A 12,525-nucleotide genomic window follows, 5' to 3' on the forward strand; every position below is an offset into this window, starting at 1 on the left:
ATCACCATCCGGCCCCTGGCCGGGACCCGTCCGCGCGCCGGCACCGCCGAGCGCGACGAGGCCGTGGCCGCCGAACTGCTCGCCGACCCCAAGGAGCGCGCCGAGCATGTGATGCTCATCGATCTCGCCCGCAATGACATCGGCCGCATCGCCCGCACCGGCAGCGTGCGGGTCACCGACCAGATGGCCATCGAGAAGTACTCGCATGTGATGCACATCGTGTCCAATGTCGAGGGCATCCTGAAGCCCGGCATGGGCCCCATCGACGTGCTGCGTGCCACCTTCCCGGCGGGCACGCTCTCGGGCGCGCCCAAGATCCGCGCCATGGAGATCATCGACGAACTCGAGCCCACCAGGCGCGGCATCTACGGCGGCGCCTGCGGCTACATCTCTTTCCTGGGCGACCTTGACCTTGCCATCGCCATCCGCACCGGCGTCATCAAGGACGGCATGCTCTATGTGCAGGCCGCCGCCGGCGTGGTGGCCGACTCGGTGCCCGAGAGCGAATGGCAGGAGACCGAGAGCAAGGCCCGCGCAGTGCTGCGCGCCGCCGAGCTGGTCCAGGCCGGGCTGCAGTGAGGAGCGCGCCATGCTGCTGATGATCGACAACTACGACAGCTTCACCTTCAACCTCGTGCAGTACCTCGGCGAGCTCGGCGAGGAGGTGCTCACCGTGCGCAACGACGCCATCACGCTCGACGAGATCGAGCGCCTGGCGCCGGCGCGCATCGTGATTTCCCCCGGCCCCTGCGCGCCGGCGCAGGCAGGCGTGTCGGTGCCGCTGCTGCAGCGCTTCGCCGGCCGCGTGCCCATGCTCGGTGTGTGTCTGGGCCACCAGGCGATCGGTGAGGCCTTCGGCGGGCGCATCGTGCGGGCGCGCGAACTCATGCACGGCAAGACCTCGCCCATCACGCATGACGGTCGTGGTGTGTTCCAGGGTCTGCCCAGTCCCTACACCGTCATCCGCTATCACTCGCTTGCCATCGAGCGCGCCAGCCTTCCCGACTGCCTCGAGGTCACGGCGCAGACCGCCGATGGCGAGATCATGGGTGTGCGCCATCGCGAGCATGCGGTGGAAGGCGTGCAGTTCCACCCCGAGTCCATCCTCACCGAGCACGGCCATGCGCTGCTGCGCAACTTCCTCAGTGCCTGAAGGAGCCCCGGCATGACCATCACCGCCCAGGAGGCGCTCACCCGCTGCATCGAGCACCGCGAGATCTTCCACGACGAGATGCTGCAGATCATGCGGCTGATCATGAGTGGCGAGATGTCGCCGGCCATGACCGCCGCCATCCTGGTGGGGCTGCGGGTCAAGAAGGAGACCATCGGCGAGATCACCGCGGCGGCGCAGGTCATGCGCGAGTTCGCCACGCCGGTGGTGGTCGATGGCGGGCCCCACTTTCTCGACATCGTCGGCACCGGCGGCGACGGCTCGCACACCTTCAACATCTCCACCGCGTCCATGTTCGTGGCCGCGGCCGCCGGCGCCACGGTGGCCAAGCATGGCAACCGCGGCGTGTCCTCGAAGTCGGGCAGCGCCGATGTGCTCGAGGCCCTTGGCGTGCGCATCGATCTTGGCTCGGCGCAGGTGGCGCAGTGCATCCGCGAGACCGGCATCGGCTTCATGTTCGCGCCCAATCATCACCCGGCCATGAAGAATGTCGCGCCGGTGCGGCGCGAGCTCGGCGTGCGCACCATCTTCAACATCCTCGGCCCGCTCACCAATCCGGCCGGCGCGCCGAACATCCTCATGGGCGTGTTCCACCCCGATCTGGTCGGCATCCAGCTGCGGGTGCTGCAGCGCCTGGGCGCGCGCAACGCGCTGGTGGTCTGGGGCAAGGACGGCATGGACGAGATCTCGCTGGGTGCGGCCACGCTGGTGGGTGAGCTGCGCGAGGGCGCCATCCGCGAGTACGAGATCCATCCCGAGGACTTCGGCCTGGGCATGGTCTCCAACCGTGGCCTGCGCGTGGCCGATGCCACCGAATCGCGCGAGATGATCCTCGAGGCGCTGGCCGATACGCCCGGCACGCCGCGCGAGATCGTCGTCTTCAACAGCGGCGCAGCGCTCTATGCTGCCGGGGTGTCCGCCTCGATCGGCGAGGGCATTGCCCTGGCCCGCGCCACCATCGCCTCGGGCGCGGCCCGCGCCCGGCTCGAGCGCTTCGTGCAGGCCACGCAGCGGCTTGCACCGGCTGCCTGATCCCACCTTCCTCAGACTCCAGCCCACGCCCATGGCCGACATCCTCGAACGCATCCTGGCCGTCAAGCGCGACGAACTCGCCCAGGCCCGCTTCCGGGTTCCCGATGCGCAGCTGCGCCGCCAGGCCGAGGCTGCGGCGAACCCGCCCGATCCCGCCGCGACCAGCCGCCCCCGCGGCTTCGCCGCCGCGCTGCGCGCCCGGGTGGCAGCGGGCCGCCCGGCGGTCATCGCCGAGATCAAGAAGGCAAGCCCGAGCAAGGGCGTCATCCGCGAGCACTTCGACCCCCCGGCCATCGCGGCCAGCTACCAGCGCGGCGGCGCGGCCTGTCTGTCGGTGCTCACCGACCGGTCCTTCTTCCAGGGCGCGCCCGAGTACCTGGGCGCGGCGCGCGCCGCCTGCGCGCTGCCGGTGCTGCGCAAGGACTTCCTGATCGATCCCTACCAGATCTGGGAGGCCCGGGTCTGGGGCGCCGACTGCATCCTGCTGATCGTCGCCGCGCTGCAGGACCGGCAGATGGCCGAGCTCGAAGACTGTGCGTTCGGGTTGGGCATGGATGTGCTGGTCGAGGTCCACGACGCGGCCGAACTCGAACGGGCGCTGCGCCTGCGCACGCCGCTGCTCGGCATCAACAACCGCAACCTGCGCAGTTTCGAGGTGTCGCTCTCCGCCACCACCGCGCTGCTCGCTGACATTCCGGCCGATCGGCTGGTGATCACCGAGAGCGGCATCCACACCCCGGCCGATGTCGCGCACATGCGTGGGCACGGCGTGCATGCCTTCCTGGTGGGCGAGGCCTTCATGCGCGCTCCCGAGCCGGGCGAGGAGCTTGCCCGGCTCTTCGGAGCGCCGCCTCAGGCCTGAGCCTCCCAGGCCGCCAGCACCGGGCCCAGCCTTGGCCACTCCCGGGTGGGCTCCCGCAGCAGCCGGCCCGCGTGCGGATCGCCGTCGAACACCAGCCGCCAGAACGCGGCGGTCAGGGACCGCGCGCCGGCCTTGATCGCCTCGTCGCGACTCCAGTCGTTGAACATCGAGTGGCGACCACCCTCGAAGACGCCCAGAAAGCGTGGCCCGCCGGGTACCCGGTCGAAGGCCACCCGCCGCTGCGCCGGCTCCGTGCTCAGGCCCGGGATCGGGGTGCTGTCATGGGTGCCGGTCAGGTGCAGCGAGGGGACGGCCACGCCCCGATAGGCGAATCCCGGATCCTGGTCGGTGGGCAGCGAGGGCGCCGAGAGCACCACGGCCGCCCGTACCCGCTCGTCGCGGCATTCGCTCACCCGGCCGTCGGGGTTGCGGTAGCGGGCGCCGCAGGCCAGCAGCGCGGTGTTCGCGCCGAACGAGTGCCCGGCCACGGCGATGCGGCTGGCGTCCAGACGCTCGGCCAGGGCGCCGGGCGTGAAGGCCTGGTCGATCACGAAACGGACATCCTGGGCGCGCGCGAAGGCCTGTTCGGGTGTGGCCGCCGAGCGCAGCGCCCCCAGCACCCCCAGGCCACCGGCGCTCCACACCGCGCGATCGCTGCCGGCATGCTGCGGATGCAGCGTGGCCACGCCCTGCGCGGCCCAGTGCCGGCCGAGATGTGCATAGCCCGCCCGGGTGCCGCCCAGTCCGTGCGAGAACACCACCAGCGGCACCGGACGGTCGCTGCGCGGCAGGTACAGCCTTATCGGCACCAGCCTGTCACGGCGTTCGTCGAGCCAGTCGGCATCGAGGGTCTCGAAGGCGCCGGCGGCTGCCTCCTGCCAGGGCCCGCCTGCGCCGCCCGGCGCGCTCGCCGCGCCAGCGCCACCGGGGCGCAGGCCGAGGCCGGCGCCGGTGCCGAGCCAGGCCGCGCCCAGCGCGAGCGCGCCGACGAAGCGTCGGCGGCCGCGCAGCGGATGTTCTTCAGGCGCTGTCGGCAGATGGTTTGTGACGGGTGGATAGGGCATGGGCGCGAAGGCCGAGCCAGGCCCGACGCAGGGCGATCGCACCCGCATCGGCCTGCTCGTCGGAAGTGAGTGTCGCTTCGGTCGGCTCGGGGGCCTGCAGCCTGACATCGACCGCGATCAGCTCGTCACGGCGGAAGGCGTGAACCCGCACCCGGTCGCCGGCCCGGCGTCGGGCCAGCATCCGCTTGAGCGAGGCCTCATCCACCCGCAAGCCGTCGAAGGCCACCAGCTGGTCACCAGCGGACAGGCCGGCGCGCATCGCGGCCTGCCCGCGGTAGGCAGTGGTGATGGTCAGCACCCCGGGGCTCTGTGCGAGCGTCACCCCCAGGGAGGGGCTGTCCCCCTCGGGCGCCTTCAGGATCAGGCACAGACCCACCCGCTGCAGCAGTGCGGACAGCGGCAGCTCGTCGGTGCCGTGGGCCCAGGCCTGCACCTCGCGGGAGAGATCCAGCCCGGTGGCCTCGCGCAGCAGCGGGGCCACCCCGTCTTCCGGCAGGCCCTCGCGACGCGCGTCGAATGGGCGGCCGAAGCGCCGCCACAGCAGCCGCATGAAGTCGTCGAGCGAGCGGCGCCCGCCGCTGCGGCTGCGGATGTCCAGGTCGAGACACAGTGCCACCAGCGCACCCTTGGCGTAGTAGCTCACCACGCTGTTCGGTGAGTTCTCGTCCTGCCGGTAGTACTTGATCCAGGCGTCGAAGCTCGATTCGGCCACGCTCTGCACCCGACGGCCGGGTCCACGCAGCACCCGCGAGATCGTGCCGGCGAGCGAGCCGAGGTAGTCGTCCATGCCGACCAGGCCCGCGCGGGTGAGCATCAGTTCATCGTAGTAGGAGGTGAACCCCTCGAAGACCCAGAGCAGGCTGGTGAAGTTCTCGCGGTCGGGATCGGGTCTGGCCAGCGCCGCCGGCCGGATGCGGCGCACATGCCAGCTGTGGAAGTACTCGTGGCTGGCCAGTCCGAGCAGGCCGCGGTAGGCCTCGGGCGATCCGCTCATGCCCGGATAGGGCAGATCGTGGCGAGCGCAGATCAGCGCGGTGCTGCTGCGGTGCTCCAGGCCGCCGTAGCCCTCGCCCACCACCATGATCTGGAAGAGGTAGCGATCGAAGGGCAGCGTGCCGCTGCGCGGCTCGAACAGCCGGGCCTGCGCTTCGCAGACCCGCGCGAGGTCCGCGGCCAACCGAGGCAGGTCGGCATCGTGTCGGCCGCTCAGCGCGATGTCATGTGGCACGCCGTTGACCGTGAAACGGGCCAGGCTGAGACGCCCCATCAGCACCGGGTGATCGGCCAGTTCCTCGTAGCCCTGCGCGCGGTAGCTGCCGAAGCCGCCCAGGCGTGCGCCGGCGCGCGGCAGCGTGGTGGCCACCCGCCAGCCGTCGCCGCCGCGCGGGGGCGGCAGGATCTGGACGCTGCAGGCCTCCAGGTCGCGGCCGTGCGGGCGCATGAACACGCTGCTGGCGTTGAAGAAACCGAAGTGCGGGTCCAGACAGGCGGTGCGTACCGAGAGGTCCCAGGCATACACCTGCCAGCGCAGCACGAGCGTGCCCTCGCAGGGCTCGGCCTCCCAGGTGTGGGTGTCGAGCTTGCGCAGCGCGACCACCCGAGTGCCGCAGCGTGCCTCGATGCGCACCACCTGCCGCGCGAACTCGCGCACCAGGTAGCTGCCCTCGATCCAGACCGGCATCGAGAAACGCTGGCCCTGCGGGTCGGGGCCATCGATCTCGAGTGATGCCTCGAAGCAATGGGCCTCGGGGTCGGTGGGGGTGATGGTGTAGCGCACCGCCACCGGCACGGGTTTCGGCATGCGCAGGCTCAGCGGTTCACATCGACCACCAGCCTGCCGCGCACCTTGCCGGCGAGCACATCGGCCGCGGCTGCGATCGCCGCGTCCAGGCCGATCTCGGTGGTCATGGCCGCGAGGCGGGTCCGGTCCAGGTCAGCGGCGAGCCGCGCCCACGCGGCCTGCCGGCGAGGCATCGGGCACATCACCGAGTCGACCCCGGCGAGCCGGATGCCGCGCAGGATGAAGGGCGCCACCGAGGCCGGGAAGTCCATGCCCTGGGCCAGTCCGCAGGCCGCGACGGTGCCGCCGTACCGGGTCTGCGCACAGGCATTGGCCAGGGTGTGCGAGCCCACGCAGTCCACCACACCTGCCCAGCGCTCCTTCTGCAGCGGCTTGCCGGGTTCGCTCAGTGTGGCGCGCTCGATGATCTCGGCCGCGCCCAGCCCGGTGAGGTAGGGCGCTTCGCCGGCGCGCCCGGTGGAGGCCACCACCCGGTAGCCACGGCCGGCCAGCAGCGCGATCGCCACGCTGCCCACGCCGCCGGCCGCGCCGGTGACCAGCACCTCGCCATCGCCCGGCTTGACGCCGCCGTCCTCGAGGGCCATCACGCACAGCATCGCCGTGTAGCCGGCGGTGCCGATCGCCATCGCCTCGCGCTCGCCGAGCGAGGCCGGCAGGGGCACCAGCCACTGCCCCTTCAGTCGGGCCTTGCCGGCAAGGCAGCCCCAGTGGGTCTCGCCCACGCCCCAGCCGTTGAGCACCACGCGGTCGCCCGGCTTGAAGTCGGCGTGGCTGCTCGCCTCGACCACCCCCGCGCCGTCGATCCCCGGCACCATCGGCCACTTGCGCACCACCGGCGATCGGTTCGTGATCGCCAGCCCGTCCTTGTAGTTCAGGGTCGACCACCCGATGCGCACCGTGACATCGCCGTCACCGGCATGGGCCTGCAGCGCGGCATCATCGAGTTCGCGCACGCCGGCGCTGACGCCGGATTCGCTCTTTTCGAGCAGGATTCCCCGAAACATGGGTCAGTCTCCAGAAAGAGGTCGGGCGGGGGCGGACTGCCCGCCGCTGCCGACGGATTGGGTTCAGCGCGGCCGCAGATCGACCACGCGACGCGCCTTGCCGGCCGAGCGCTCGATCGTGCCGGTCGGCTCGATGCGCACGCTCGCCGACACGCCGACATACGACTTGATCGCATGCGCGAGCGCCGCCTGCGCGCCGGCCACGGTGGCGCTGTCGGCCGCTCCGCCGGCCTTGAGCTCCACCCGCACCGTGAGCGAGTCGAGCGGACCATCCTTGTGCAGCTCGCACAGATAGTGCGGCGCGAGTTCGGGTCGCTGCAGGATCAGTTCCTCGATCTGCGACGGGAACACATTCACCCCGCGCACGATCATCATGTCGTCGGAGCGGCCCGTGATCTTGCGCATGCGCCGCATGGTGCGCGCGGTGCCCGGCAGCAGGCAGGTCAGGTCGCGCGTGCGGTAGCGGATGATCGGAAGCGCCTCCTTGGTGAGCGAGGTGAACACCAGTTCGCCGAATTCGCCGTCGGGCAGCGGCTCGCCGGTCTCGGGGTGCACCACCTCGGGCAGGAAGTGGTCCTCCCAGATGGTGGGCCCATCCTTGGTCTCGGCGCACTCGTTGGCCACGCCCGGTCCCATCACCTCCGACAGCCCGTAGATGTCCACCGCGTCGAGCGCCACGCGCTGCTCGATCTCGCGGCGCATCTCGTTGGTCCAGGGCTCTGCGCCGAAGATGCCCACCCGCAGGCTGCTCGAGCGCGGATCGATGCCCTGGCGCTCGAACTCGTCGGCGATCGCGAGCATGTAGCTCGGCGTGACCATGATGATGTCGGGCCGGAAGTCGGTGATCAGCTGCACCTGCTTCTCGGTCTGGCCGCCACCGAAGGGCACCACGGTCAGGCCCAGCTTCTCGGCGCCGTAGTGCGCGCCCAGGCCGCCGGTGAACAGGCCGTAACCGTAGCTCACATGAACCAGGTCGCCGGCGCGTGCACCAGCAGCGCGGATCGAGCGCGCCACCAGCGAGGCCCAGGTGTCGATGTCGCGCAGCGTGTAACCCACCACCGTCGGCTTGCCGGTGGTGCCGCTCGAGGCATGGATGCGCGCCACCTTCTCGCGTGGCACCGCGAACATGCCGAAGGGGTAGTTCTGACGCAGATCGGCCTTCGTGGTGAACGGGAAGCGTCGGATGTCCTCGAGCTGCCGCAGCTCGCGCGGGTGCACGCCGGCGGCATCGAAGCGCTGCCGGTAGTGCGCCACGTTGTCGTAGGCATGCTGCAGCGACCACTGCAGGCGTTGCAGCTGCAGCACGCGAAGCTCGTCGAGGCTGGCCCGCTCGATCGGCTCCAGCGGCAGGCCGCCATGCGCGGCGCCCGTCGGGTGAGTCGGAATCATGCGCAATCTCCGAAGGTGCTTGTCGTGCGCCCGCTCACGGCGTCGCGCCGGGCAGGTGCTCGCCGCGGATGCTCGCAGAGCGCCCGCGGAACACGGCAACGCGGCGACCGTTCTGGTCGGTGACCGAGACATCGTAGAAGCCGGTACGGCCGCCGAGATGCAGTTCGATGGCCTCGGCAACGAGGATGTCGCCAAGCAAGGGGGGCGCCAGAAACTCGATCTGTGCGCCGGCCGCCACCGCCCGCTGGTTGTGGCTGTTGCAGGCGAATGCGAAGGCAGAGTCGGCCAGCAGGAACATGTAGCCGCCATGGCAGCTGCCCAGCCCGTTCAGGAACTCGGCCCGCACCGGCATGCGCAGCCGAGCGAAGCCCGGTCGTACCTCGAGCAGTTCCATCCCGAGCGATTGCGACGCCTGGTCGTTGACCCACATCGCCAGTGCCACGGCCGAAACCCGGTCCGGATCGGGCACGCCCTTGATGGCAGCCGCACCCGCCGTCCCGGGTGCCCCTTCTGCCCCGGGCGCCTCCGTCATTCCGCGCGAGGCGTTCATCGTCCCTCGAAGCGCGGCGCGCGCTTCTGCAGAAATGCGTTCACACCTTCGGCGTAGTCGTGCGAAGCGCCAAGCGCGGCCTGCAGATCGCGCTCCAGATCCAGCGAGGCCGACAAGGTCTGCGTCCCCGCGGCGTGGATCGCCTGCTTGGCCGCAGCCAGTGCGCGGGTGGGCATGGCCGCGAGGCGTCGGGCGAGCGCGTCGACCCGCGCGTCGAGTTGCGCGTCATCGACGCATTCCCAGATAAGCCCCCAGGCCGCGGCCTGTTCGGCGGGCAGCTTCTCGCCGAGCATTGCAAGCCCCATCGCCCGCGCCACGCCAACCCGTGAGGGCAGGAGGTGGGTGCCGCCCGAGTCGGGAACCAGTCCGATGTTGACGAAGGCCTGCAGAAAGCTCGCGCTGCGCGCGGCGACCACCAGATCGCAGGCCAGCGCGACATTCGCGCCGGCCCCGGCCGCAATGCCCTGCACTCGGGCGATAACCGGCTTGGGCAGGGCCTGAAGACGCCGCACCAGGGGGTTGAAGTTCTGGTCGATGAGCGCGCCGAGGTCGGTCATCGCGCCCGGCTCGAAACTCAGGTCGGACAGATCCTGGCCGGCACAGAACGCGCGCCCATTCCCGGTGAGCACCACGGCCCGGATGCCGGCGTCCGTCTCGCACTGCGACAGCGCTTCGCGCAGATCGGCGTGCATCGCGCGAGTGAAGCTGTTGAGCTTGTCGGGGCGGTTGAATGCGATTCGCGCCACGCCGCCGTCGCGACTGAACTCGATGTCCGTGCCCATGGTTATTCCTCGTCTGAACCGATCCGGTTGCGGTCCAGCGTATCACGCGCGCATGGCACAATCGCGCGCACCTTTTCCGGCCCGGAACGGGCCGCCGCACCGGAGCCTGCCTTGACCTTCCAGAACATCCTCGCCGAGACCCGCGGCCGCGTCGGCCTGATCACCCTCAACCGTCCGCGTCAGCTCAACGCGCTCAACGATGCGTTGATGGATGAACTCGGCGCCGCCTTGCTCGCCTTCGACGCGGACGATGGCGTGGGTGCCATCGTGATCACCGGCAACGAGAAGGCCTTCGCAGCCGGAGCCGACATCGCGGCCATGGCCCGATGGAGCTACATGGATGTCTACCGCACCGGGTACATCAGCCGCAACTGGGAGACCCTCACGCAGGTGCGCAAGCCGGTGATTGCCGCCGTTTGCGGCTTCGCACTCGGCGGCGGCTGTGAGCTCGCCATGATGTGCGACATCGTCATCGCCGCTGACAGCGCGCGTTTCGGTCAGCCCGAGATCAAGCTGGGCGTGATCCCCGGCGCCGGTGGCACGCAGCGATTGCCCAGGGCCGTTGGCAAGGCCAAGGCGATGGACCTGATCCTCACCGGGCGGATGATGGATGCGGCCGAGGCCGAGCGTGCGGGCCTCGTGTCGCGGGTGGTTCCCGCCGCCAGCGTGCTCGATGAGGCGATCGCCGCGGGCGCCGTCATCGCCGAGTACTCGCTGCCATCGGTCATGATGGCCAAGGAGTCCATCAATCGCGCGCAGCAGATGCCGCTCGACGAAGGCGTGCTCTTCGAGCGCCGCGTCTTCCACTCGCTCTTCGCAACCGAAGACCAGAAGGAGGGCATGGATGCGTTCCTCGCCAAGCGCAAGCCGGCGTTCAAGCACCGCTGACCCTGGCATGCCCCGGCCGCCAAGGGCGATGCGATTCCCACACGGTCTGCCCTTTCGAGTGCCCAATCCCTTCGCGCATCCGCAGCCAGGCCTTCGCCGGGAAGGCTGGCAGGGCGACTGGCAAGGCAGCTGCGGTGGCGAACGAGGCGCAACCACCGGCCGTTCCAACGACCCACTTGCGCAGCTCCAAAAGCTGTGTCTATAATCGCGGTCTTCGCTGCTTCTGAACCAAGCCATCGCGCCAAGGTGCAAAGGCAAAGACTGCAGCGGCGAAGAAAGCAGCAAAAAACCCTGTGAAGCGAAAGCCGCTTGACAGAACAAAAAGAAGCAGTCATCATCTCGCTTCTGTGCTGATCGCGAAGCAGCAAACGCAGTCAGCAGCGCTCTTTAACAATCAAACAGCCGATAAGTGTGGGCGTTTAGGCAGCAATGCCAACCCAAGGGGTAACACCCAAGGGCTCAAAAGAAAACGCTCACACGATTTGATATCCATTCGGATGTCAATTCCGTTTTGAGCACGTCTTGGTGGCGAAAGCAGCCAAGGCAAACCTAGAGATTGAACTGAAGAGTTTGATCCTGGCTCAGATTGAACGCTGGCGGCATGCCTTACACATGCAAGTCGAACGGCAGCACGGGGGCAACCCTGGTGGCGAGTGGCGAACGGGTGAGTAATGCATCGGAATGTACCCAGTAGTGGGGGATAACTAGCCGAAAGGCTGGCTAATACCGCATACGCACTACGGTGGAAAGCGGGGGATCGCAAGACCTCGCGCTATTGGAGCAGCCGATGTCCGATTAGGTAGTTGGTGGGGTAAAAGCCTACCAAGCCTGCGATCGGTAACTGGTCTGAGAGGACGACCAGTCACACTGGGACTGAGACACGGCCCAGACTCCTACGGGAGGCAGCAGTGGGGAATTTTGGACAATGGGGGAAACCCTGATCCAGCAATGCCGCGTGTGCGACGAAGGCCTTCGGGTTGTAAAGCACTTTTGGCGGGAACGAAACGGCGCTTGCTAATACCAGGCGCTAATGACGGTACCCGCAGAATAAGCACCGGCTAACTACGTGCCAGCAGCCGCGGTAATACGTAGGGTGCAAGCGTTAATCGGAATTACTGGGCGTAAAGCGTGCGCAGGCGGTTTCGTAAGACAGATGTGAAAGCCCCGGGCTTAACCTGGGAAGTGCATTTGTGACTGCGAGACTAGAGTGTGTCAGAGGGAGGTGGAATTCCACGTGTAGCAGTGAAATGCGTAGAGATGTGGAGGAACACCGATGGCGAAGGCAGCCTCCTGGGATAACACTGACGCTCATGCACGAAAGCGTGGGGAGCAAACAGGATTAGATACCCTGGTAGTCCACGCCCTAAACGATGTCTACTAGTTGTCGGGGATTCGTTTCCTTGGTAACGCAGCTAACGCGTGAAGTAGACCGCCTGGGGAGTACGGCCGCAAGGTTAAAACTCAAAGGAATTGACGGGGACCCGCACAAGCGGTGGATGATGTGGATTAATTCGATGCAACGCGAAAAACCTTACCTACGCTTGACATGCCAGGAACCCTGCAGAGATGTGGGGGTGCCCGAAAGGGAGCCTGGACACAGGTGCTGCATGGCTGTCGTCAGCTCGTGTCGTGAGATGTTGGGTTAAGTCCCGCAACGAGCGCAACCCTTGTCCTTAGTTGCTACGAAAGGGCACTCTAAGGAGACTGCCGGTGACAAACCGGAGGAAGGTGGGGATGACGTCAAGTCCTCATGGCCCTTATGTGTAGGGCTTCACACGTCATACAATGGTCGGTACAGAGGGTCGCCAACCCGCGAGGGGGAGCCAATCCCATAAAACCGATCGTAGTCCGGATTGTACTCTGCAACTCGAGTGCATGAAGTCGGAATCGCTAGTAATCGCGGATCAGCATGTCGCGGTGAATACGTTCCCGGGTCTTGTACACACCGCCCGTCACACCATGGGAGTGGGTTTTACCAGAAG

11 protein-coding genes and 1 rRNA gene are annotated in these 12,525 nt (G+C 68.1%); 6 read left to right on the forward strand and 6 right to left on the reverse strand.

Annotated features, from left to right (window positions below; genetic code table 11):
- The 4 genes from AC2H6A_RS13065 to trpC form a co-directional block, all read left to right on the forward strand.
- On the forward strand, positions 1–579 hold a 579-nt coding region (locus tag AC2H6A_RS13065), incomplete at its 5' end, for an anthranilate synthase component I family protein (protein WP_484274038.1).
- 10 nt (positions 580–589) lie between these two features.
- Complete coding sequence (locus AC2H6A_RS13070; RefSeq protein ID WP_484274039.1) at positions 590–1,153, forward strand: aminodeoxychorismate/anthranilate synthase component II; 564 nt, start codon at positions 590–592, stop codon at positions 1,151–1,153.
- A 12-nt stretch (positions 1,154–1,165) separates the two neighbouring features.
- Complete coding sequence (trpD, locus tag AC2H6A_RS13075; protein WP_484274040.1) at positions 1,166–2,203, forward strand: anthranilate phosphoribosyltransferase; 1,038 nt, start codon at positions 1,166–1,168, stop codon at positions 2,201–2,203.
- A 31-nt stretch (positions 2,204–2,234) separates the two neighbouring features.
- Entirely contained in the window at positions 2,235–3,065 is an 831-nt protein-coding gene (gene trpC, locus AC2H6A_RS13080) for an indole-3-glycerol phosphate synthase TrpC (protein ID WP_484274041.1), read from the forward strand.
- Here trpC and AC2H6A_RS13085 read toward each other — a convergent pair.
- The 6 genes from AC2H6A_RS13085 to paaG form a co-directional block, all read right to left on the reverse strand.
- Positions 3,056–4,129, reverse strand: a complete 1,074-nt coding sequence (locus tag AC2H6A_RS13085) for an alpha/beta hydrolase family protein (protein ID WP_484274042.1) — start codon at positions 4,127–4,129, stop codon at positions 3,056–3,058. The two genes, trpC and AC2H6A_RS13085, sit on opposite strands and share 10 nt — an antisense overlap.
- Positions 4,086–5,930 (reverse strand): M61 family metallopeptidase, encoded by a 1,845-nt coding sequence (locus tag AC2H6A_RS13090; protein ID WP_484274043.1) that lies wholly within the window; start codon positions 5,928–5,930, stop codon positions 4,086–4,088. The genes AC2H6A_RS13085 and AC2H6A_RS13090 overlap by 44 nt, the downstream gene beginning before the upstream one ends.
- Positions 5,931–5,938: 8 nt before the next feature.
- The gene (acuI, locus tag AC2H6A_RS13095; protein WP_484274044.1) at positions 5,939–6,934 is read right to left on the reverse strand and encodes an acrylyl-CoA reductase (NADPH); all 996 of its coding nucleotides are present in this window, start codon (positions 6,932–6,934) and stop codon (positions 5,939–5,941) included.
- Positions 6,935–6,997: 63 nt separating this feature from the next.
- Positions 6,998–8,323, reverse strand: a complete 1,326-nt coding sequence (gene paaK, locus AC2H6A_RS13100) for a phenylacetate--CoA ligase PaaK (RefSeq protein WP_484274045.1) — start codon at positions 8,321–8,323, stop codon at positions 6,998–7,000.
- A gap of 34 nt (positions 8,324–8,357) precedes the next feature.
- Positions 8,358–8,753: a hydroxyphenylacetyl-CoA thioesterase PaaI gene (paaI, locus tag AC2H6A_RS13105; RefSeq protein WP_484274048.1), complete on the reverse strand. Its 396-nt coding sequence runs from the start codon at positions 8,751–8,753 to the stop codon at positions 8,358–8,360.
- Between the two features lie 116 nt (positions 8,754–8,869).
- Positions 8,870–9,655, reverse strand: coding sequence for a 2-(1,2-epoxy-1,2-dihydrophenyl)acetyl-CoA isomerase PaaG (paaG, locus tag AC2H6A_RS13110; RefSeq protein ID WP_484274046.1), 786 nt, complete (start codon positions 9,653–9,655; stop codon positions 8,870–8,872).
- Between the two features lie 111 nt (positions 9,656–9,766).
- On the opposite strand from paaG, the gene AC2H6A_RS13115 reads away from it, so the two are divergent.
- Both AC2H6A_RS13115 and AC2H6A_RS13120 read left to right on the forward strand, forming a co-directional pair.
- Entirely contained in the window at positions 9,767–10,543 is a 777-nt protein-coding gene (locus tag AC2H6A_RS13115) for an enoyl-CoA hydratase (protein WP_484274047.1), read from the forward strand.
- Positions 10,544–11,101: 558 nt separating this feature from the next.
- A 16S ribosomal RNA gene (locus AC2H6A_RS13120) occupies positions 11,102–12,525 on the forward strand; the annotation flags it as partial.

It is taken from the genome of Quisquiliibacterium sp. (genome assembly GCF_982640115.1).